This window comes from Microbispora bryophytorum, assembly GCF_043197435.1.
Taxonomy (GTDB): Bacteria; Actinomycetota; Actinomycetes; order Streptosporangiales; family Streptosporangiaceae; genus Microbispora; species Microbispora bryophytorum.
The window spans coordinates 237,777-260,401 of record NZ_JBICTF010000006.1 but is presented as its reverse complement, the minus strand read 5'-3'; the positions used below and the strand labels follow the sequence as shown (position 1 = coordinate 260,401).

The following is a 22,625-nucleotide window of genomic DNA, read 5'->3' as shown; positions in this document are numbered from 1 at the left end:
GGTCACGAAGTCCTTAACCGGACATGTCGCTACAAGGTGACACGCTTGTCACCCACGGGGAGTCGCGCCGTGGGTAGGACGAGTGAGATGGCCGACAAACTCGAGACCTACCGGGCCAAGCGCGACGCGACGCGCACCGGCGAGCCGGTCCCCGCCGAAGGGCCGCTGCCGCGGGGCGAGGACGACACGTTCGTCATCCAGGAGCACCACGCCCGGTCCCTGCACTGGGACCTGCGCCTGGAGCGGGGCGGGGTGCTGGTCTCCTGGGCGATCCCCAAGGGCCTGCCGCCCGACCCCGCGACCAACCACCTCGCCGTCCACACCGAGGACCACCCCATGGAGTACGCCCGGTTCGAGGGCGAGATCCCCAAGGGCGAGTACGGCGGCGGCACGATGACGATCTGGGACCGCGGCCACTACGCGACCGAGAAGTGGAGCGACCGCGAGGTCAAGATCGTGCTGACCGGCTCCCGGGTCGCGGGCCGCTACGTGCTGTTCCGGACCCGAGGCCGCAACTGGATGATCCACCGGATGGATCCGCCCAGCGGGCGGTGGGAGCCCCCGCCCGCCTCGCTCGCGCCGATGACGCCGGTCACCCGCGCCCGCGTGCCGCGCGACCCGGAGGCGTACGCCTGGGAGTTCTGGTGGGGCGGCGCGCGGGCGCTCGCGTACGTGGAGGGCGGCAGGCTCACCCTGCGCGACGCGGGCGGCGCGGACGTCACCGGGGAGCACCGCTGGCTGCGCCCGCTGGCCGAGGCGTTCGGCAGCAGGGCCGCCGTGCTCGACGGCGAGGTCGTCACGTTCGCGGGCACCGCCGTCTACGTCGCCTACGACCTGCTCTACGACGACGGCCGGTCGTTGCTGGGCGAGCCGTTCGAGCGGCGCCGGCTGGGTCTGAAGGACCTCGCGGTCGACGGGCCGCGCTGGCAGACGGCGCCGTCCTGGCCGGGTGAGGTGGACGCGGTGCGGCGGGCAGCGGCTGAGCAGGGCCTGCCCGGTGTGGTGGGCAAGCGCCTCGGCTCCGCGTACGCGCCGGGGGAGGAGTCCCCCGCCTGGGTGCGCCTGCCCGGGAAGGCCTCAGGGTAAGGCGCGGGGACGCCTGAGTGGCCTGCCTAGGTCTTCTCACCGTTCCGGGCGGCGGCGCTCGCCGCCCGGAGCAGGCCGAGCTCGGCGGCGTAGTCCTCCAGCTTGGTCCGCAGTTGCCGGCGTCCCCGGTGCAGCCGTGACATGACGGTGCCGATGGGGACGTCCGTGATCTGCGCGATCTCCTTGTAGGCGAAGCCCTCCACGTCGGCGAGGTAGACCGCGAGCCGGAAGTCCTCGGGCAGGTCCTGCAGCGCCTGCTTCACCCGGGAGTCGGGTAACCCGTCCAGGGCCTCCACCTCGGCCGACTTGAGCCCCGACGAGGTGTGCGAGGCCGCGTCGGCGAGCTGCCAGTCCTCCACGTCCTCGGCCGCGGACCGCTGCGGCTGCCGCTGCTGCCGCCGGTAGGTGTTGATGTAGGTGTTGGTCAGGATGCGGTACAGCCAGGCCCGTAGGTTCGTGCCCTCGCGGAACTGGTGGAAGCTGCTGAAGGCCCGCAGGTAGACGTCCTGCACCAGGTCTTCGGCGTCGGCGGGGTTTCGGGCGAGCCGTAGGGCGCCGGCGTAGATCTGGTCGATGTACGGCAGCGCGTCCCGCTCGAACCGCAGCCGCCGCCGTTCGACCGCCGTGTCGTCGACGATCGTCATATCCCCACCTCCTTGAGAGCCTGCCTCTATCATTTACGACCGCTTTGTCCGGTCCGGTCGCACCGTCCGCCTACCCCTGGTCCCTCGTTCGACACGGCTCGCGAATCTGTTTTCGGCTGTCACGTCCGTCTCTGCGACCTGACCGAATGTCGGCGCCACTGGAGGGTACGCGAAGACGGAGAGGCAGCAGTCCGAGGAGGAGGCCATGCCGAAGGACAACGCGGAGCCGGAGAACCTGATCCCCGACCGGCTGCCGCCACTGGCGGAGTCGGCCGACGTGGAGCACGGCGCGGATCTGGACGGCGGCGTGTCCGGCGACTGGCACGCCCCCGGCGCCGACTCGCCCGACGACGTCGATGAACCCGCCGACGAATGACCCGCACCGAATAACCCGTACCGGATCACGGCGGCCGGATCACGCGGGCCGGTGACGCGCGCCGCGGCGGTTTTCAGGCGGCGCATTCAGAGGGCGCGTATGGACGGCGCGGTCAGGCGGCGTCGGTCAGGCGGCGTCGCGGCGACCGGCCGGCGGGACCGTGCCCCCAGGAGCGGGGCCTCCAGGAGCGGGCCCTCCAGGAGCGGGACCGCCGGGAGCGGGACCTCCGGAAGAGGGTCCTCCGGGGGTGCGGTCTCCGGGAGGGGGCGGAGCGAGGTCGGCGCCGCGCGGCGTCCGGTACGGCTCGCGCGCCCGCAGGTCCACCGTCTGGATGGTCCGGCTGATGTCGGTGGGGGTGACCAGGCCGACCAGGTGCCCGTCGTCGTCGAGGACCACGGCCCGGCCGTCCGTGCACCCGCTCATCCGCTGGAGCAGCTCCGTGAGCTGGTCGCCGGGGCGGGCGGTGGGCACGTCCGACGGCGGGCATGCGATCTTCCGCAGTCTGGTGATCGCGCGATCGTCGGGTGGCACGCGCCGGACCCGGCCCAGCGTCACCAGCCCCGAAAATCGGCCGTCGTCGTCCCGCAGCGGATAGGTGGACAGGTGGTGGCGCAGCACGAGCCGGTCGACCAGACCGGCCACGGTCTCGTCGGGATGGGCGACGACCGGGTCGCGCGACATCACCTCACCCACCGTGATCCCGTGCAGAGCGGCGTCGATCTGCGTCTGTTGCTCCTCCGCGGTGGCCGCGTTCACCAGGAACAGGCCGATCAGGGCCAGCCAGAACCCCTGAAGGCTGAGGCCGGAGACGAGGTTGAGGAAGCCGATCGCGATCAGGAGGTAGCCGAAGACCCGGCCGGCCCGGGCGGCGGCCACGGCGGCCCGCAGGCGGTCGTGCCAGCGCGCCCACAGGAAGGCGCGCAGCACCCGGCCGCCGTCCAGTGGCGCGGCGGGCACGAGGTTGAACACGGCCAGCAGCACGTTCACCGCGGCCAGGTAGCCGAACATCCCGCTGATCAGCGGTGGCGTGCCGGCGGCGGAAACCCCCCAGGACACGAGGGCGAAGACGCCGCCGAGCACGACGCTGGTCAGCGGCCCCACCCCGGCGATCTTGAGGTCGGCGCCGGGGGAGCGGGGCTCCCCGCGCAGTTCGGCCACCCCGCCGAGCAGCCAGAGGGTGATGCCGTTGACCTCCAGCCCGTGCCGCTTGGCGACGATCGCGTGGGCCAGCTCGTGCGCGAGCAGCGAGGCCAGGAAGAGCAGGGCCGACACCACCGCGGCCAGCACGTACGCCGCGGTCGAGAGGCCGGGGAAGGCGATGGGGAAACGGCCGAAGGCCAGTCCGATCACCAGGATCACGACGATCACGACGACGCTGATGTTGAGCCCGACCGGGACCCCGGCCACGCGGCCGAGACTGATCGACGATCGCATAATGCCACCCCCTCGGCCCTCCGCAGTGACTGGCCTACCCACAAAGGCGCTGGTCACGCGGTGGCAGGGGGGCCTGGAGGGTTCGACGCGCGGTCAGCGGGACGCCGCCGGAACCGCTGTGCCGAGATTGCGTAATCGTGTGAAATCGGAACCCGCTTGTGGTGCTCCGGTAACGCAATCCGGAGAGACGTCTGACCAGGTCCTGACTAGAGTTGTTGGACTGTATACCGACCGTCGAAGGACTGTCGTCATGTCGGATCTATGGGCTGTGAAGCGTCAGCTGGCCGATGCGCTCAACGAACACAATCTGGAGGCTGTGCTCGAAGTCTTCAGTCCGGACGCCGTCCTCGTCTCGCCCTTCGGAGTGGCGGAGGGACACGAGGAGATCGGATGGATGTACGAGCAGGTGTTCAGGAGCTTTCCCGACTTCCAGCTTATCGTTTGGTACGAAGCCACCGCCTGTGACGCGCCCATGATGGTGGAGTGGACGGCCACGGGCACCCACCTCGGGCCGATCCTGCTGCCGGACGGGCGCGAATTGGAGGCGACCAATCGGCCGGTCACCTTCCGTGGCACCTGCGCGTCCTTCGTCGAGGACGGCAAGATCAAAACTCACCGGGAGTACTTCGACCAGTTGGAGCTGTACACCCAGCTCGGACTGTGCCTCGCGGAGGTCGCGCGCTGAGTGCTCCGGGCGTGCCCGGCACGGCGGCGGCCGCGGACATCGCCAGGTGTGTCCGCGACCGCCACCGGGGTCTCACCTCAGATAGATGTTCGGCTTGGCCGGGGTGGACATGCCGTCCCCGAGGAAGAAGCCCGTGTGGGGCGGCTGGTTGTAGGCGGTGTTCTGCCAGGCGACCGCCACCCGGTATACCGGGTCGTGCATCAGCGTGTAGATCTGCCGGCTCGTCGCCGTGGTCGTGCTGTAGATCCGCAGGGCGGTGTTGTCGCTCGTCGGCCAGACGACCTCCTCGCGCCAGTCGCCGAACAGGTCGGCGGACAGGGACGGGGTGGACTTGGTGCCGTTGTTGGAGTGCACGTTCGAGCCGGTCAGCAGGCGGGTGTCGCCGCCGGTGCCGTACTTGTCGATGTGGGTGCCGTCGAGCAGTTCGCGGACCGGGTCGGCGTCCCACCACGCGAGGAAGTTCGCCGAGCCCGGCTTGCGCCCGACGTTCTGCCCCCTGGTGTTGAAGACGCCGCCGACCCCGGACGACCACGACTCGGCGCCCGGGCTGCCGGACCAGACGTCGTCGGAGACGCCGCGGCCGTTGTCGCAGCCGCAGGAGGCGTTGCTCCAGATGATCGAGCCGGTGCGGGCGTCGGCCATCCACGCCGCGGGCTTGCTGGTGTCCTCGTCCACCTTGAACACCTCCAGCCCGGCGCGCGACGGATCGAGGTCGCCGACGTGCATGGCGTCGCCGTGGCCGTTGCGGGTGTTCCACAGCGCCGAGCCGTTGTCGTTGATCGCCATCGCGCCGAAGACGATTTCGTCCTTGCCGTCGGCGTCCACGTCGGCGACGGCCAGGTTGTGGTTGCCCTGCCCCGTGTACTGGCTGCCCGCGGAGTTGGAGTCGAACTTCCACCGCTCGACCAGTGAGCCGTTGCGGAAGTCCCAGGCGGCGATGACCGTACGCGTGTAGTAGCCGCGCGACATGATCAGCGACGGGCGGGCGCCGTCGAGGTAGGCGGTGGCGGCGAGGAAGCGGTCCACGCGGTTGCCGTAGGAGTCGCCCCAGGAGGAGACCGTCCCGCGCGGCGGGTCGTAGTTCACGGTGGACATGGCCGCGCCGGTCTGGCCGTTGAACATGGTCAGGTATTCGGGACCGGACAGGACGTAGCCGGAGGAGTTGCGGTAGTCGGCCGAGGAGCTGCCGATGACTCTCCCGGCGCCGTCCCTGGTGCCGTCGGCGGTCTTCATCGCCACCTCGGCCCTGCCGTCGCCGTCGTAGTCGTACACCTGGAACTGCGTGTAGTGGGCGCCGGCGCGGATGTTGCGCCCGAGGTCGATCCGCCACATGCGGGAGCCGTTGAGCCGGTACGCGTCGACGAACACGTCACCGGTGTAGCCCGACTGGGAGTTGTCCTTGGCGTTGGACGGGTCCCACTTCAGCACGAACTCGTACTGCCCGTCGCCGTCGAGGTCGCCCACGCTCGCGTCGTTGGCGCTGTAGCTGTAGGCCACCCCGTCGGGAGTGGTGCCGCCGGACGGCGGCTGGATGGGCACGTCGAGGTGGTCGCCGCCGGTGAAGCGGAGCGACGTCTGCGACGCCGCCTGCTCCGCGCCGTTCACCACGGCCCGCACCGTGTACGTGGCGTCGGCGGCGGCCCCGGAGTCGAGGTAGTTCGTGGAGGTGGTGATCGGCGAGGAGTTCAGCTTCGTCGATCCCCGGTAGACGTTGAACCCGGTGCCGATGCTCTCGGTGCCGAGCAGGCGCCAGGAGACCAGGTTGCCGCTGCCCGACCGCACGCTGATCAGGCCGCGGTCGAGGTCCTCCATCTGCCGCGCGCCCGCCGGGATGCTCGTGGGGCTGGGGGAGGGGCTCGGCGTGGGACTCGCGGAAGGGCTCGGCGTGGGGCTGGCGGAGGGCGACGGGGTCGGGCTCGCGCTCGGACTGACGCTCGGGCTCGCGCTGGGACTCGCGCTGGGACTCGCGCTGGGACTCGCGCTGGGACTCGGAGAGGGGCTGCTCGTGACCCCGCCGGTGCAGGTGGTGCCGTTGAGCGCGAAGCTCGCGGGCACGGGATTGGACGAGTTGTTCCACGAGCCGTTGAAGCCGAACGACGTCGTGCCGCCGGTGGGGATCGAGGCGTTGTAACCGGCGTCCTTGGCGCTGACCTGGCCGCCGCTCTGGGTCACGGTGGCGTTCCACGCCTGCGTGACGGTCTGGCCCGCGGAGTAGGACCAGGTGAGCGTCCAGCCGTTGATCGCGTCGCCGAGGTTGGTGATCGTGACGGCGGTGCCGAAGCCGTCCTGCCACTGGTTGGTCACCTGGTAGTCCACCCGGCAGCCCGCCGCCGCCGAGGCGGGCAGGGCCGGCAGGACCCCGGCCCCGGCGAGCGCGGCGGCGCAGGCCACGGCGGCGACCAGAGCGGATCTTCGTCGTGTGGTCATCTGGAACTCCATGAGGGGGTGCCGATGGGGGCGCAGCGTTCGGCCGTGAGGGCGCCGGAAGCACGGGCGTGATCGGGTTCTCCGAGGCGGGACCTCCCGGGTCGGACCTGCCCCCGGCGGGTGCGGTGCGACGAGATGCGCCGGGTGCGTCATCACAACGCGATATCGGCGGTGTGGTCAATCGGCTCCGATTCACCGATGTGAACGCAATCATCGGACGCGTCCGGGTAAGTCGATCGCGGCTGGTAGAAGCAGGCCTGGGGGTGTCACCTGCACCTCGACGCCGCGCGTCGATCAGTGAAATTTTCAGTCCCGCATGCCGGGTCAGATCTGTGAACGATCACAGATCTGACCTCTCATCTCCGGGGGCGCCGCGCCTACCTGTCCGCGTTGCCGGGCAGGTCCAGCCAGTGCTGCATGCAAACGATGAGCTCCTCGGCGTCCACCGGCTTGGTGACGTAGTCGCTCGCGCCCGACGACAGCGTCTTCTCCCGGTCGCCGTGCATGGCCTTGGCGGTGACCGCGATGATCGGCAGCTGGGCGAAGCGCGGCATGGACCGGATGGCGGTGGTGGCGGCGTAGCCGTCCATCTCCGGCATCATGATGTCCATCAGCACCAGGTCGACGTCGTCGTTGCGCATCAGCACGTCGATGCCCTTGCGGCCGTCCTCCGCGTACAGCACCTGCATGCCGTGCAGTTCGAGGATCGTGGTGAGCGCGAAGACGTTGCGCACGTCGTCGTCCACGACCAGCACCTTGCGGCCCACGAGCGCGCTGTCGACCTTCCCGAACTCCTGCGCGCCCTCCTCCGAGGCCGGCTGCACGAGCGGCAGGACGCTGCCGGGCTCCTCGGCGGACAGGTGCAGGGTGATCCGCTCGCGCAGCTCGTCGAGGCTGGGCAGGCGCTCCAGCGGCTGGTTGCGGGAGCGCACCTGCAGCAGGTCCTCCTGGGGCCGCGACAGCTTGCGCGAGTGGTGCGCGAGCACCGGCAGCGCGCGCAACGCAGGATCGGAGTCGAGCCCCTTGAGGAAGTCGGCCGCGGTGTCGTGCGGCATGCCGAGATCGAGCACGACGCAGTGGACGCTCTCCTGCCGCAGCATCGACAGCGCGGAGTGGGCGTCGTTCGCGGTCGACACCTGGACCCGCCCGTGGGTGTCGTGCAGGTCGGCCGCCACGCTCTGGGCCAGCATGGACAGCAGGCCGCCGGGCTTGGCCTCGACGACCAGCAGACGGCGCCCCGCCCTGCCGCCGTCCCGGCCGCCCGAGGCCGGCGCCGCCGCGGGCGCGTCGTGCGCGGCGGCGGAGCGCGGGACGATCAGCGACGGCTCCTCCTCCCACGCCGCGAGCTCGTCCCTCTGCGCGCCGTTGACGTGGGCCAGCGGGAGGTAGAGCGTGAACGTGCTGCCCTCGCCCAGTGTGCTGGTCGCGCGGATCTCGCCGCCGAGCAGGGTCGCGATCTCCCGGCTGATCGACAGGCCGAGGCCGGTGCCGCCGTACTTCCGGCTGGTCGTGCCGTCGGCCTGCTGGAAGGCGTCGAAGATCTGCGAGAGGTTCTCCGCGGCGATGCCGATGCCGGTGTCCACCACGTGGAAGGCCAGGATCTCCTGGCCGTCGGCGTCCTGCAGGTCCACGTCGGCCGCCCGTTCGATGCGCAGCTCGACCGAGCCCGCCTCGGTGAACTTGACCGCGTTCGACAGCAGGTTGCGCAGCACCTGCCGCAGTCGCTGCTCGTCGGTGAGCAGCTGGGCCGGCACGTCGGAGGCCACCGTCACCCCGAACCGCAGCCCCTTCTGGGTGGTCAGCGGGCGGAAGTTGGCGTCCACGTAGTCGAGCAGCTGACGCAGGCTGACCGGCTCCGGCGTGATGTCCATCTTGCCGGCCTCGATCTTGGACAGGTCGAGGATGTCGTTGATGAGCTGGAGCAGGTCGGTGCCGGCCGAGTGGATGACGTTGGCGTACTCCACCTGCTTGGGCGTGAGGTTGCGGGTGGGGTTCTGGGCGAGGAGCTGCGCCAGGATGAGCAGCGAGTTGAGCGGCGTGCGCAGCTCGTGGCTCATGTTGGCGAGGAACTCGCTCTTGTACTTGGACGCCAGCGCGAGCTGCTGGGCCCGGTCCTCCAGCTCCTGGCGGGCCTGCTCGATCTCGCTGTTCTTGGTCTCGATGTCGCGGTTCTGCTGGGCCAGCAGCTCCGCCTTCTCCTCCAGCTCGGCGTTCGAGCGCTGCAGCTCCTCCTGCCGCACCTGGAGCTCGGTGGCGAGCCGCTGCGACTCGGCCAGCAGCGCGTCGGTGCGGGCGTTGGCCACGATCGTGTTGACGTTGACGCCGATTGTCTCGACGAGCTGCTCCAGGAAGTTCCGGTGGATGCCGGCGAAGCGCCCGAGGCTGGCCAGCTCGATCACGCCGAGCACCTGGTCCTCGACCACGATCGGCAGCACGATGAGGTTGACGGGCCCGGCCTCGCCGAGACTGGACGACACGGTCAGGTAGCCCGGCGGGATGTCCTCCACCAGGATCGTGCGCCTGGCCTGCGCGGCCTGGCCGACCAGCGACTCGCCGAACGCGTGGCGGCGCGAGGCGTCGCGGTGGCCGTAGCAGCCGACCACCCGCAGCTCCGCGTCCGCGGCGGTCTCCTCGGCCAGCAGGAACGTGCCGTGCTGGGCGTTGACCAGCGGGGCCAGCTCGTTCATGACCAGCTCGGCGACCGCCGACAGGTCGCGGTGGCCCTGCATGAGCCCGGAGATGCGGGCGAGGTTGGTCTTGAGCCAGTCCTGCTCCTGGTTGGCCCTGGTCGACTCGCGCAGCGACTCCACCATGGAGTTGACGTTGTCCTTGAGGTCGGCCAGCTCGCCCTCGGCGTCCACGGTGATCGACCGGGTCAGGTCGCCGGAGGTGACCGCGCTGGTCACCTCGGCGATCGCGCGCACCTGGCGGGTGAGGTTGCCGGCCAGCTCGTTGACGTTCTCGGTCAGCCGCTTCCAGGTGCCCGACACGCCCTCGACCTCGGCCTGGCCGCCCAGCCGTCCCTCGCTGCCGACCTCGCGGGCGACGCGGGTGACCTCGGCGGCGAACGAGGACAGCTGGTCGACCATCGTGTTGATGGTCGTCTTCAGCGCGAGGATCTCGCCGCGGGCGACGACGTCGATCTTCTTCGTCAGGTCGCCCTGCGCGACGGCCGTGGTGACCTGGGCGATCGAGCGCACCTGGTTGGTGAGGTTGTCGGCCATCGAGTTGACGTTGTCGGTGAGGTCCTTCCAGGTGCCCGCGACGTTGGGCACCCGGGCCTGGCCGCCGAGCTGGCCCTCGGTGCCGACCTCGCGGGCGACGCGGGTGACCTCGTCGGCGAACGCGCTCAGCGTGTCGACCATGGTGTTGATGGTCTGGGCGAGCGCGGCGACCTCGCCCTTGGCCTCGACGGTGATCTTCTGCGACAGGTCGCCCTTGGCGACCGCGGTGGCGACCTGGGCGATCGAGCGCACCTGGCTGGTGAGGTTGGACGCCATCACGTTGACGGAGTCGGTGAGGTCCTTCCAGGTGCCCGACACGCCGCGTACGGTGGCCTGGCCGCCCAGCCGTCCCTCGGTGCCGACCTCGCGGGCGACGCGGGTGACCTCGTCGGCGAACGAGGACAGCTGGTCGACCATCGTGTTGATGGTCTCCTTCAGCTCCAGGATCTCGCCGCGGGCGTCGACGCGGATCTTCTGCGACAGGTCGCCCTTGGCGACCGCCGTGGTCACCTCGGCGATGCTGCGCACCTGGTCGGTGAGGTTGTCGGCCATGACGTTCACCGACTCGGTCAGCGCCTTCCACGTGCCGGAGACGCCCTTGACGTCGGCCTGGCCGCCCAGCCGTCCCTCGGTGCCGACCTCGCGGGCGACGCGGGTGACCTCGTCGGCGAACGCGCTGAGCGTGTCGACCATGGTGTTGATGGTCTGGGCGAGCGCGGCGACCTCGCCGCGGGCGTCGACGGTGATCTTCTGGGAGAGGTCGCCCTTGGCGACCGCGGTGGCGACCTGGGAGATGTTGCGGACCTGGCTGGTGAGGTTGCCGGCCATGAAGTTCACCGAGTCGGTGAGGTCGCGCCAGGTGCCCGACACGCCCTTGACGTCGGCCTGGCCGCCGAGCTGGCCCTCGGTGCCGACCTCGCGGGCGACGCGGGTGACTTCGTCGGCGAAGGATGAGAGCTGGTCGACCATGGTGTTGACGGTGTTCTTGAGTTCGAGGATCTCGCCGCGGGCGTCGACGGTGATCTTCTGGGAGAGGTTGCCGCGGGCCACGGCCGTGGTCACCTGGGCGATGGAGCGGACCTGGCTGGTGAGGTTGCCTGCCATGAAGTTGACGGAGTCGGTGAGGTCGCGCCAGGTTCCGGCGACGCCGGGCACCTGTGCCTGGCCGCCGAGCTGGCCTTCGGTGCCGACTTCGCGGGCGACGCGGGTGACTTCGTCGGCGAAGGATGAGAGCTGGTCGACCATGGTGTTGACGGTGTTCTTGAGTTCGAGGATCTCGCCGCGGGCGTCGACGGTGATCTTCTGGGAGAGGTCGCCCTTGGCGACGGCGGTGGTGACCTCGGCGATGGAGCGGACCTGGCTGGTGAGGTTGCCGGCCATGAAGTTGACGGAGTCGGTGAGGTCGCGCCAGGTTCCGGCGACGCCGGGCACCTGTGCCTGGCCGCCGAGCTGGCCTTCGGTGCCGACTTCGCGGGCGACGCGGGTGACTTCGTCGGCGAAGGATGAGAGCTGGTCGACCATGGTGTTGACGGTGTTCTTGAGTTCGAGGATCTCGCCGCGGGCGTCGACGGTGATTTTTTGGGAGAGGTCGCCCTTGGCGACGGCGGTGGTGACCTCGGCGATGGAGCGGACCTGGCTGGTGAGGTTGCCGGCCATCGCGTTCACCGAGTCGGTCAGGTCCTTCCAGGTGCCCGACACCCCCGGCACCTCGGCCTGGCCGCCGAGCTGGCCCTCGGTGCCCACCTCCCGCGCCACGCGGGTCACCTCGGAGGTGAACAGGGACAGCTGGTCGACCATCCCGTTGAACACCGTCGCGATCTCCGTCAGCAGGCCGTCGCCGTCCTCGGGGAGCCGGGTGCCGAAGTCGCCGTCCCGTACGGCGGTGAGGCCGGCCAGGAGCTGCCGCAGATCCAGTTCGGGGTCACCGCCGGCGGCGCGTGATCGCGCACGCTTCGCGGTGCCTGCCCTCTCGACCATGTCCACCCTCGCGATCACCGTCATGAACAGGAGAAAGAAAGCATATAAAGCACTGCTGAAGGCCATGTCCCCTGTGTCCGCGGCCGCGGACGGAGCGGGCACACCGGCCTGCAAGGCTACCCGGCGGGTGACTGCGGCGGATCATCCTCGGAGGAGATGTGTCAGTGTCGATCGCGACTCCCGGATACATCCGCGGCGTGCACACGCCCCCCGCCCGAACGCCCTCGCCGGCGCCACGCCGGGCGTGCCGGGTTCAGAGCCGGGGCTTTTTCGCCTGGTAGAGCCATGCGTCGAAGAAGGGGCGGAGGTTCTGCCCGCTGAGCCTCTCCGCGAGGGCGACGAAGTCGGCCGTGGTCGCCGTGCCGTGCCTGTTCCCCTGCGCCCAGGTCTTCAGCAGGGGGAAGAACACCTTGTCCCCGATCTTCGTACGCAGGGCCTGGACGGTCATCGCGCCCCGGAGGTACACCGCGTGCTCGTCGAACATGTGCGCCTGACCGGGATCGCCGGTCTTCAGGTTCCAGAAGTGGCCGGTCTTCCGGTAGTGCCGGTCGAAGATCTTCTTGGCGGTCGGCCCGCCGTGCTGCTCCTGGTAGAGCCATTCGGCGTACGTCGCGAAGCCCTCGTTGAGCCAGATGTCGCGCCAGCTCCGCACGCCGACGCTGTCGCCGAACCACTGGTGTGCCAGCTCGTGCACGATCTCCAGGTCGTCGGTCGGGCCGCCGCTGTAGACGGGCCGGCCCTGGGTCTCCAGCGCGGTCACGGAGCCGTCGCCGTCGGCGATGCCTCCCGTGGAGGAGAACGGATAGGGGCCGAAGAGCCCGGTCTCCCACGCGACCGCCTTCGCCGTGAAGTCGTGCAGGTCCTTCGACTCATCCGCCAGCGACGGGTCGTAGGCGGTCACGTTGGGCATGCCGTCGACCGTGCCCTCGCTCACCACGAAGCGTCCGATCGCGACCGTGGCGAGATAGGGCGCCATCGGCTGCCTCATCTCCCATCGCGTGGTCCGGTAGCCGTCGGCGTCCGCGCCGCCGGTCCCCGTACGCTCGCCGTTGGCCAGCACGGTGAGATCCCCGGGTGCGGACACCCGGAAGGAGAAGGTGGCCTTGTCCGCCGGGCTGTCGTCGGCCGGGAACCAGCTGCGCGCGCCGTCCGGCTGGGACGCCACGTACGCGCCGTCCTTGGTCCTGATCCATCCCTGCTCGCCGGTCGCGTCCGAGACCGCCTTCGGGGCGCCGGCGTAGGAGACCGCGACCGTGAACGTGCTTCCCGACCTCAGCCCGTTCGGCGGGGTGACCACCAGTTCCTGGCCGTCGCGCCGGTATGCGGCCCGGGCGCCGTTCACCAGTACGTCGCTGATCGAAGGCCCGGAGAAGTCGAGGTTGAACCGCGACAGGTTCTGGACGGCGGTCGCGGTGATCGTCGTGGTGGCGTCCACCTGGTGGTCGTCGGGATCGAACCGCAGGCGCAGGTCGTAGTGTCCGACGTCGTAGCCGCCGTTGCCCTGGAGGGGGTAGTAGGGATCGCCCGCCCCCGCCGCCCCGGGAAGGAAGGTGACCGGTTCCGCGGCGGCCGGAGCCGCCGAGGACGCCATCACGGTGAGGCTCGCGGCGAGGGCGGCCAATTTACGCACCATCTCCCCATAATGGGGATTTTTGGTAGTAAGCGGTAATTCATCCCTACTAGTCACATTTGTGCCAATTTCCTCTTTAAAGCACACCTGTCACGGTGCTCACTCGGCCATCGCCGCGTCCACGAGGTCGAGGCCGAGGTCCTGTGCGTGCCGCACCGGCAGGCCGGCGTCCGTGAACCAGTCGTCGGTGGCCTCCGGATGCGGGCCGACCACGCCGACCCGGCCCGCGCCGTACGGCGCGACGAGGGCGGCCACGGCGCCGTTGGGGTAGGTGGCGAGGACGCTGGCCTTGTTGCCCGGGTCGAGCAGGAAGCAGGGTCCGTCCTGGAAGAACACGCTCCTGTCCCGGCCGCGCCACCGCACGTCGACGAGCGTGTCCTCCTCGCCCTCCACGGTCGCGCCCGGCGAGACGATGTACTGGTCGGTGTCGCCGGGCAGCAGGGCGAACCCCGGGGTGGCTCCGGCGAGATAGCCGCCGAGACAGAAGCCGAGATAACGGCCGCCTCGGGCGACGTAGTCGCGGAGCAGGCCGCGATGCCGCTTGAGATGCCGGTAGCCGCGGTCCAGATCCCCGCCACCGGGCTGGGCGTACACGGCGGCCCCGGCCAGCGCCTCCGCCGAGAGCGGGATCTCCTCGTGCGGGCCGGTGTAGCGGACGTCGAAGCCCCAGCGGCTGGCCTCCAGCAACCCGGCGACCGCCTCGGAGCAACCTGGGATCGAGGCCGGGCCCCGGTAGACGAGCGCGATCGGCCGCCCGGAGCGCGGCGGAGGGGCCTTCTCCTGGCGGAAGAGGCGGCGCAGGGCCCCGCGGACGCCGGTTGATCTCATGGTGTTCCTCACACATCTGTCACGCGGCCTGCGCCGGGATGCCTCGCCAGCTCGTTCCCGGCGTGAGCCGCTCACCCTTCATCAGCAGCGACAGAGCACCGAGCGACACGTCCTCGCCCACCACCGAGTCGTAGAGCACGACGGCGCGGGCGCCGATGCTCGCGCCGGACCGTACGGTCACGGCGGACATCTTCATGACCCGGTCCTCGAAGAGATGGGTCTGCAGGGACACCCCCGATCCGATCGCGACGTCGTCACCGATCTCCACCAGGTCGAACTCGGTCATGTAGGTGGTCGCTATACAGGTGCGCCTGCCGATGCGGGCCCCGAACCAGCGCAGCACGGGCGGCAGGAACGGGGTGCCGGCCAGGAGAGCGACCCCGGCCGGGACCGCGGCGGCCTCGTACAGCCCGGTGACGAATTCCGTGCGCCGGACGAACCTGCTCCACAACGGCTCCACTCTCGGGCGATAGACGCCGATGAGGCGTCGCTTGAACCCTGCGCAGCAGCCGATCACCGCCAGCCCCGCCGCGCAGGCGACGAGCGGGGCGAAGACCGCGACCGCGGGCAGGGACAGGACGCGGGCGAGCGCGTGCACGCCCAGCAGGTAAAGGTAGAAGCCCGTGGCGAACAGCGTCGCCGGGAGGGTGGCGCGGAAGAACTCGACGCCCAGGCGGTGGAGCACCAGCCGGCGGGGCGGCCGGAACGTCTGGTCCTCGGAGAACGAGCCGCTGTCCTGCCGCACGGGAAGGTGCATCGGGGGAGAACCCAGCCACGAGGTGCCCTCGGGGACCCCGTCGGAGGGCGGGATCGTGCTGACGCCCACCAGGGACCCCGGTCCCATCCGCGTCCCCGCCGGGACGACCGCGGCGTTGCCGACGAACGCGCGCCTGCCCACCTCGGTCGGCAGGAAGGCGACCCGGCCGCGGGCGAAGTCCGCGGCTCCCACGCTCGCCATGTCGGCGACGAAGCTCTCCTCCCGCAGTGTGAGGAGATCGGGATCGAGCTGCGCGGCCGTGGACACCTCCGTGCGACGGCCGATCCGCGCGCCGAGCAGCCGCAGCCACGGGGAGGTGTAAAGCGTGCCGTAGAGCGAGTTGGTCGACCGCAGGCTGAACTCCAGGAGCTTGTCCACCGCCCACTTGCGTACGCCGAGCCAGGAACGCGCCGGGTGGACGCCGACCGGCGCCTTCGGCAGGACGAGGCGTTTGCCGGCGGCCACGGCCGCGCAGACGACGACCACGTACAGCGGGCCCGCCACCAGGACGGCGGCCGGGCCGGCCGCCAGACCCCAGGCGGCCACGGCCGCCCAGACGACCAGGACGCTCGGCACGATCGAGGCCACCGTGACCGCCTCAAGGCAGCCGAGGACCACCGCCGCCGCGGCCACGTGACGCGCCTTCCACCCGGCCGGGGCGGGGGCGCGAAGCATCGTCTCCACCACGGGCCCGAGCGACTCCACGGGGATCGGCGGCGACCCGGCCCACCGCGCTCCCTCGGGCACCGTCTCGCCCTGTGTCAGCGCCGACTGGTCGCCGAGCCCGGCGTCGGCGGCGACCCGTGCGCCCGGTCCGAGCACGACGCCGTTGCCGACGAACGCGTGCGGACCCACCTCCACGGGGGCGACGACCACCCAGCCGTCCACCACGAGCCACGCGTGCAGGGAGGACCGGTATCCGACCGAGGCGCCCGCACCGATCCGCAGCATCGAGGGGAGGTTGACGTCGGCCGTCGCGACGGCGGCGCCGGGCCCGACCCGCGCGCCGAGCAGCCGCAGGTAGGCCCCCATCATGGGGGAGCCGCTCAGCAGCGGCAGCGGGGAGACCGACAGCAGCAACTGCAGCGCCCACAGCCGCACGTAGGTGACGCCCCACAGCGGATATCGGCCGGGCCGGACGCCGGCCGCCAGCGGTCGCGCGAGCAGCACCGGCAGCAGCCAGTGCACGCAGACGTAGGCGGTCGTCGCGGCCAGCGCCAGCGCGGTGAGCAGGCCGGCGCCGTCACCGGGCAGCAGCAGCCATCCCTCGTCCCTCCTGGGGACGCCGGGAATCGGGCGGGGGTTGGTCCACCCGTACAACGTGACGGAGACCGGCAGTGTGATCACGAGCAGCAGCAGGTAGACGACCACGCTCTGCGCGGCCCCGGCCGACGCGATCCGGCGGCCGCCGTGCCGCAGGGGAGCCGGGCGGGGCGGGGCGGCCGGCCCCGGCACGCCCGCACGGCCGCCCAGGCGGGTGGCGCCCAGGCGCGCGGCGAGCAGGTGCGCGGCGAGACGGCGCACGGTGGGGTTGGCGTAGAGGTCGCGCACCGCGAGGCACGCGCCGATCTGTGTGGCGCGCAGCAAGGACACCACACGGGCCGCCAGCAGCGAGTGACCGCCGAGGTCGGTGAAGAAGTCCGCCTCGACCGACAACGACTCGGGGGCGAGGCCGAACGCCTCGGCCCACACCTCACGCAGGCGTGTCTCCAGCTCGCCCTCGGCGGGCGTCACCGGCCCCGAGCCCACGAGGCGCCGGCCGGTCGGCGGGGGCAGCTTCCCGCGGTCCACCTTGCCGCTCGGCATGGCGGGCAGCGCGGCCACGACATCCAGGAACGAGGGCAGCATGTACGACGGGAGTCTGCGGCGCAGCAGGTCGTGGAGCCGCCCGGCGAGGGCCGGATCGCCGTCCCCGCCGCCCGCCGCGGGCACGACGTAGGCGGCGAGTTCGCCCGCGGAGGCGTCCGCGCCGGGCACCGGCACGAGGGCGGCCACGGCCTCGGCGACGCCGGCGTCCTCCAGCAGCACGTTCTCGATCTCGCCGAGGTCCACCCGATGTCCCCGGATCTTCACCTCGGAGTCGGCGCGGCCCAGATACTCGATGTCCCCGGTCTCGGTCACGCGGCCGAGGTCCCCGGTGCGGTACAACCTGCGGCCGGGGGAGGCCAGCGGATGCTCGATGAAGCGGTCGGCGGTCAGGTCGGGACGGCCGACGTAGCCGCGGGCGACGCCGGGTCCGCCGATGCAGATCTCGCCGGTCTCGCCGTCCGGCACCGGCTCGCGCCGCTCGTCCAGCAGCACCACGGAGTAGGTCGGCAGCGGCCGGCCGATGGTGACCGGCCGCCCCGGCAGCAGTTCGGCGCAGGTCGCGGTGACGGTCGCCTCGGTGGGCCCGTACGTGTTGAGGATCCGGCGGCCCGGCCGGCTCCACCGCTCCACCAGGCGGGGCGGGCAGGGCTCGCCCCCGACGATCAGCGTGCGCAGGCGCGGCAGCTCACGCGGGATCGTCGCGAGCAGCGTCGGGACGCAGTAGAGCATCGTGATCTCGGCGCGGTCCAGGAAGTCCGCGAGCTCCGCGCCGAACTGCGGTAAGCCGGCCGGTCCCGCGACGAGGGCCGCGCCCGCCGACCACGTCGGCCAGATCTCCTCGATGGAGAAGTCGAAGGAGATCGTCATCCCCTGGTAGACCCGGTCGTGCGGCCGCACGCCGTACAGGCCCGGCACGACGTCCAGGAAGTTGCGGATGCTCGACTGCGCCACCTCGACGCCCTTCGGCCGGCCGCTCGACCCTGAGGTGTACATGACGTACGCGACCGGGTCGTCGGCCGCGCCGTCGGCCGCGCCGTCGAGCGGGCCGTCGAGCGGGCGGGTGACCGGCGCGGCGGCGGCGAGGCCGGCGGAGGCGTCGAGGTCGAGCACGCGGTGCCCCGGCGCGACGACGGCCGGCGACCGGTCCGACGTGGTGAGCACGAGGTCGACGCCGGCGTCGTCGAGGATGTAGCCGACCCGGTCCGGCGGCGACTGCGGGTCGATCGGCACGAACGCCGCGCCCGCCTTGCCCACCGCGAGCAGCGCCACGTACGTGTGCACCGACCTCGGCAGCAGGATCGCGACGCGGGATCCGCCTCCGATCCCCAGGTCGCGCAGCACGTGCGCCAGCCGGTTCGCCCGGGCCTCCAGCGCGGCGTAGGTCAGCCTCACCCGTCCGCACTCCAGGGCCGTCGCCCCTGGCGTCAGGTCGCAACGTGCCTCGAAGACGTGGTGCAGCCGTCCGCGTGATCGCCTGGACGGAATCCGTGAGCCGCCCCCGACCCCTGCTGTTCGCGATGCGTGACTCGGCATGATCACCCTTTGGCCGATCGCATGTGACTTGGGGCGGGTTCGTCGATCCGCATGAAGAGTGTCCGACGCGACCCGCGAGACGGACGCGGGATCATGTCCGCCGCCGGAACTCCTGATTCCCGATGACACCGCCGTGCGGCGGTCGTCCTAGGGAATGTGTGCCCCCGATGCCGTCACGCTCCGGCAGCGAATTCCCCAGACAGGGCAAAAGTCCGTCTCAGGAGTGCTGCTCGCGCTCGGCGACGAGGCGGGCGGTCTCGTCGGAGACCTCGCTGGCGAGCACCGCCGAGACCACGTCGATCAGATGGCTGGTGAACAGGCGGTCGTCCCGGGCCGGGGGGCCGCTCGCCCGGCGGGCCAGCTCGACGTACGTCATGCGGATCGCCATGAAGCGCTGGTGCAGGCGTACGGCGGCCTCGGGGAGCAGCGGGGCGACCAGCTCCCGCCAGCGGCCGATGCTGCCGCCTCCGTCCTCGGGAAGGCTGGGCGGCATCCGGTGGACCAGTTGCTCCATGACCCGCAGGTAGGCCCGGCCGCCGTCGGCGTCGGCCAGCTTGGCGGCGGCCGGGCGGACGAGCGCGGCGGCGAGAGTGCGGCGCGCCTGGGCCGGCGGCAGCGGGCGGCGTGCCTCGTACTCGTCCAGAAGCTGGTGGCGCCGCGCCTCGATCTCCGGCCGGTGCTTGGCGAGCACCGCCTTCAGCAGACCGGCGCGGTCGCCGAAGTGATACTGCAGCGCGGTGGAGTTGCGCTGCCCGGCGGCGGCGTTGATCTCGCGCAGCGAGACCGCGTCGATGCCGCGCTCGGCGAACAGGCGCTCCGCGGCGTCCACGAGCCGCCGGACCGTGGTCTCCGCCGCCATCACGCCTCCCTTGTCGCCCGTACGGCCGAAGGATACGGTATTTCAGGCGATCGCATTATTCGGTGTGTCAGCCGCATTAGCGGCCGAGGGAGGGCCATGGCCATCGACTTCACGCTCGCCCCCGAGCACGAGGAGATACGCGCGCGGGTGCGGACGTTCGTCCAGGAGACGGTGATCCCGGCGGTGAAGCCGTTCGAGGACTCCGAGGACAAGGCGCTCACCAGGAACGAATACCTGCGCACGATCGTCGGCCTGCGCCGCAGGGCGAAGGAGGAGGGGCTCTGGCTGCCGCACATGCCCCAGGAGTGGGGTGGCATGGGCCTCGGCCACGTGGAGCTGGCCATGGTGCAGGCCGAGGCGGCCAAGACCCGGCTCGGCCCGTGGGTGCTCAACTGCGCGGCGCCCGACGAGGGCAACATGCACACGCTGCTGCACTGGGGCACCGACGAGCAGAAGGAGCGCTACCTGCGGCCGCTGCTCGACGGCGTGAAGATGTCGTGCTTCGCGATGACCGAGCCCGAGGTGGCCGGCTCCGACCCGACGCTCATCCGCACGAACGCCGTGCAGGACGGCGACGAATGGGTGATCAACGGGCACAAGTGGTTCATCTCCAACGCCCGCAGGGCGAGCTTCGCCATCCTGATCGCCAAGACCGAGTTCGACCTGCCGGAGGGCGCGCGGGGCGCCAACACCGCCTTCCTCGTGGACCTGCCCGCCGACGGCTGGAACGACGTACGCGAGATCGAGACCATGCACGGCTCGACCGGCCACAGCGAGATCGTCATCACCGACCTGCGCCTGCCGGACTCCGCCGTGCTCGGCGGCCGGGGCAACGGCCATCGGCTTGGGCAGTACCGCCTCGGCCCGGCCCGGCTGGCGCACTGCATGCGGTGGATCTCCCAGGCGGAGACGGCCCTCGACATGATGGTGGGCAGGGCGCTGGACCGGGTCAGCCACGGATCGCCGCTCGCCGACAAGCAGGGCGTGCAGTGGATGATCGCGGACTCGGCCATGGAGCTCTACCAGTGCAAGCTCATGGTCCTGCACGCCGCCTCGAAGATCGACAAGGGTGAGGACTTCCGCACCGAGGTCTCGATGGCCAAGCACTTCGTGGCCAACAGCCTGAACCGGATCGTCGACCGCGCCATCCAGGTCCACGGGGCGCTCGGTTACTCGACCGACACTCCGCTGGCGCACATGTTCCAGCACGCGCGGTGGGCGCGGTTCGCCGACGGCGCCGACGAGATCCACCAGATGCGCATCGCGCAACGCACCATCGAGGCGTACCGGGCCACCGGCTCGACCAGGGCCGCGACGGGAGGACTGCCGCTGTGAACACCGACGACATCTCCGGCAAGGTCGCGCTCGTCACCGGGGGTGCGGGCGGCATCGGCGCGGGTGTCGCCCGTCGCCTGGCCGCGTACGGCGCGCACGTCGTGCTGGCCGACGTCGACGCCGAGGCCGGCGTGCGTACCGCCGAGGAGATCGGCGCCACGTTCGTAAGGACCGACGTGTCGCGGCTGGAGGACAACCAGGCCGCGGTCGCGCTCGCGGTCGAGCGGCACGGGCGGCTCGACCTCGCCTTCCTCAACGCCGGTGTCGCCTCCGGGTTCGGGCTCGGCGGGGACTTCGACCTCGACCGCTACCGGCGCGCGATGGGGGTCAACCTCGACGGCGTCGTCTTCGGCGTGCACGCCGCGCTGCAGGCGATGCGGGCCGGGGGCGTGATCGTGGCCACCGCGAGCATGGCGGGAATCGTGGGCATCCCCTCCGATCCCGTCTACGCGGCCAACAAGCACGCCGTCGTCGGGCTCGTCCGCTCGCTCGGCCCGCAACTGGAGCCCCTCGGCGTCCGGGTGCAGGGGCTGTGCCCGTCGTTCGCGGACACGCCGATCCTCGACGCCGAGGTCAGGGCGCTGCTGGACGAGCTGAAGTTCCCGATCCTCGACGTCGGGACGGTCGTCGACGCGTTCTTCTCGCTGCTGGCGAGCGAGGGCACCGGCGAGTGCTGGTTCGTGGTGCCCGGCCGCGAGAGCGGGCCCTTCGCCTTCCGCCGCGCCCCCGGACCTCGATGAGCCGGTATGAGCAAGTTGTCAGCTTTTGGGGGGTGATTCGGTAGCGTGCCGCTGTCGGTTCGGCGGCGGAACGAGGGCGACGATGACCACCTGGGCGGACTTCCAGTACGAGATCTACCTCAACGGCATGACCGGGACCGTGCCCCGGCTGCCGGCCGACCTGACCCGGCTGGAGGAGATGGCCGAGCGGCGGCTCGGCCCGGGTCCGGTCGGCTACGTCGCCGGCAGCGCGGGCAGCGGGCGCACCGAGCGCGCCAACCGCGAGGCGCTCGACCGCTGGCGGATTGTGCCGAGGATGCTGCGCGACGTGCGTGAACGCGACCTGTCGGTGACCCTGCTGGGCAGGGCGCTGCCCGCGCCGCTGGCCCTGGCGCCGATCGGCGTGCTGTCGATCATGCATCCGGAGGCCGAGCGGGCCGCCGCGCGCGCGGCCGCCGTGACGGGCGTGCCCTTCATCCTGTCGTCGGCCTCCAGCACGCCGATGGAGGACGTCGCGGCGGCCATGGGGGACGGCGAGCGGTGGTTCCAGCTCTACTGGGGCAAGGACCGCGAGGTCACCCTCAGCTTCCTCGCCCGGGCCAGGGCGGCGGGGTTCACCGTGCTGGTCGTCACCCTCGACACGCCGCTGCTGGCCTGGCGGCCCCGCGACCTCGACCAGGCCTACCTGCCGTTCCTGCGGGGCGTCGGCACCGCCAACTACTTCACCGACCCGGCGTTCCAGGCCGGGCTCGCCCGGCCCGTGCACGAGGACCCGGACGCCGCCGTCCTGCACTTCGTGGGCATGTTCGGCGACCCGGGCAAGACGTGGCCGGACCTCGCCATGCTCCGCGAGCACTGGGACGGCCCGATCGTGCTGAAGGGCGTCCTGCACCCCGACGACGCCCGGCTGGCCGCCGACGCCGGGATGGACGGCGTCGTCGTCTCCAACCACGGCGGACGTCAGGTCAACGGCTCGATCGGAGCGGCCGACGCCCTGCCGGCCGTCGCCGACGCCGTGGCCGACCGGCTCACCGTGCTGTTCGACGGCGGCATCCGCACCGGGGACGACGTCGTCAAGGCGCTCGCGCTCGGTGCCAGGACCGTGCTGCTCGGCCGTCCGTACGCGTACGGGCTGGGCCTGGACGGCCAGGCGGGCGTGGAACACGTGATCCGCTGCGTGCTGGCGGAGACCGATCTCACCCTGGCCCTTTCCGGCTGCGCCGGGGTCGCCGCGCTCACCCCGGACCTGCTCACACGGATCTGACGCGACCCTGAGCCGCTGGGGGCCGCCGCGTCCGGTGC

General features: G+C 71.3%; 14 protein-coding genes. 6 read left to right on the top strand and 8 right to left on the bottom strand.

Annotated elements, in window-relative coordinates; genetic code table 11:
- The first annotated feature begins 87 nt into the window (after positions 1-87).
- On the top strand, positions 88-1,086 hold the full coding sequence (locus ACGFIB_RS22030) for a DNA polymerase ligase N-terminal domain-containing protein (protein WP_393374510.1): 999 nt from the start codon (positions 88-90) through the stop codon (positions 1,084-1,086).
- A gap of 26 nt (positions 1,087-1,112) precedes the next feature.
- On the opposite strand, the gene ACGFIB_RS22025 is transcribed toward ACGFIB_RS22030, so the two are convergent.
- Positions 1,113-1,730 (bottom strand): sigma-70 family RNA polymerase sigma factor, encoded by a 618-nt coding sequence (locus ACGFIB_RS22025; RefSeq protein WP_393374508.1) that lies wholly within the window; start codon positions 1,728-1,730, stop codon positions 1,113-1,115.
- A gap of 205 nt (positions 1,731-1,935) precedes the next feature.
- On the opposite strand from ACGFIB_RS22025, the gene ACGFIB_RS22020 reads away from it, so the two are divergent.
- A complete protein-coding gene (locus ACGFIB_RS22020; RefSeq protein WP_393374505.1) occupies positions 1,936-2,106 on the top strand; it encodes a hypothetical protein in 171 nt (56 codons plus the stop codon).
- Positions 2,107-2,232: 126 nt separating this feature from the next.
- Here the strand turns inward: ACGFIB_RS22020 and ACGFIB_RS22015 are convergent, their stop codons facing one another.
- Positions 2,233-3,540 (bottom strand): site-2 protease family protein, encoded by a 1,308-nt coding sequence (locus tag ACGFIB_RS22015; RefSeq protein ID WP_393374502.1) that lies wholly within the window; start codon positions 3,538-3,540, stop codon positions 2,233-2,235.
- A gap of 250 nt (positions 3,541-3,790) precedes the next feature.
- Between ACGFIB_RS22015 and ACGFIB_RS22010 the strand changes: the two genes are divergently transcribed.
- Positions 3,791-4,225: an ester cyclase gene (locus tag ACGFIB_RS22010; RefSeq protein ID WP_357245176.1), complete on the top strand. Its 435-nt coding sequence runs from the start codon at positions 3,791-3,793 to the stop codon at positions 4,223-4,225.
- 72 nt (positions 4,226-4,297) lie between these two features.
- On the opposite strand, the gene ACGFIB_RS22005 is transcribed toward ACGFIB_RS22010, so the two are convergent.
- The 6 genes from ACGFIB_RS22005 to ACGFIB_RS21980 form a co-directional block, all read right to left on the bottom strand.
- Entirely contained in the window at positions 4,298-6,652 is a 2,355-nt protein-coding gene (locus ACGFIB_RS22005; protein ID WP_393374499.1) for a rhamnogalacturonan lyase family protein, read from the bottom strand.
- A gap of 377 nt (positions 6,653-7,029) precedes the next feature.
- On the bottom strand, positions 7,030-11,877 hold the full coding sequence (locus ACGFIB_RS22000) for a HAMP domain-containing protein (protein WP_357245172.1): 4,848 nt from the start codon (positions 11,875-11,877) through the stop codon (positions 7,030-7,032).
- A 229-nt stretch (positions 11,878-12,106) separates the two neighbouring features.
- Positions 12,107-13,486: a M1 family metallopeptidase gene (locus ACGFIB_RS21995; protein WP_393374495.1), complete on the bottom strand. Its 1,380-nt coding sequence runs from the start codon at positions 13,484-13,486 to the stop codon at positions 12,107-12,109.
- 96 nt (positions 13,487-13,582) lie between these two features.
- Entirely contained in the window at positions 13,583-14,311 is a 729-nt protein-coding gene (locus tag ACGFIB_RS21990) for a BPL-N domain-containing protein (RefSeq protein WP_357264453.1), read from the bottom strand.
- 19 nt (positions 14,312-14,330) lie between these two features.
- Positions 14,331-18,410 carry a Pls/PosA family non-ribosomal peptide synthetase gene (locus ACGFIB_RS21985; RefSeq protein WP_393374492.1) on the bottom strand — a complete coding sequence of 1,360 codons (4,080 nt, stop codon included), beginning with the start codon at positions 18,408-18,410 and terminating at the stop codon, positions 14,331-14,333.
- Positions 18,411-18,627: 217 nt separating this feature from the next.
- The gene (locus tag ACGFIB_RS21980) at positions 18,628-19,269 is read right to left on the bottom strand and encodes a helix-turn-helix domain-containing protein (protein ID WP_357245166.1); all 642 of its coding nucleotides are present in this window, start codon (positions 19,267-19,269) and stop codon (positions 18,628-18,630) included.
- Between the two features lie 96 nt (positions 19,270-19,365).
- On the opposite strand from ACGFIB_RS21980, the gene ACGFIB_RS21975 reads away from it, so the two are divergent.
- The 3 genes from ACGFIB_RS21975 (at position 19,366) to ACGFIB_RS21965 (ending at position 22,587) form a co-directional block, all read left to right on the top strand.
- A complete protein-coding gene (locus tag ACGFIB_RS21975) occupies positions 19,366-20,604 on the top strand; it encodes an acyl-CoA dehydrogenase family protein (protein WP_393374488.1) in 1,239 nt (412 codons plus the stop codon).
- Positions 20,601-21,344: an SDR family NAD(P)-dependent oxidoreductase gene (locus tag ACGFIB_RS21970; RefSeq protein ID WP_393374486.1), complete on the top strand. Its 744-nt coding sequence runs from the start codon at positions 20,601-20,603 to the stop codon at positions 21,342-21,344. The genes ACGFIB_RS21975 and ACGFIB_RS21970 overlap by 4 nt, the downstream gene beginning before the upstream one ends.
- Before the next feature lie 82 nt (positions 21,345-21,426).
- A complete protein-coding gene (locus ACGFIB_RS21965) occupies positions 21,427-22,587 on the top strand; it encodes a lactate 2-monooxygenase (RefSeq protein ID WP_393374483.1) in 1,161 nt (386 codons plus the stop codon).
- Positions 22,588-22,625 lie beyond the last annotated feature (38 nt).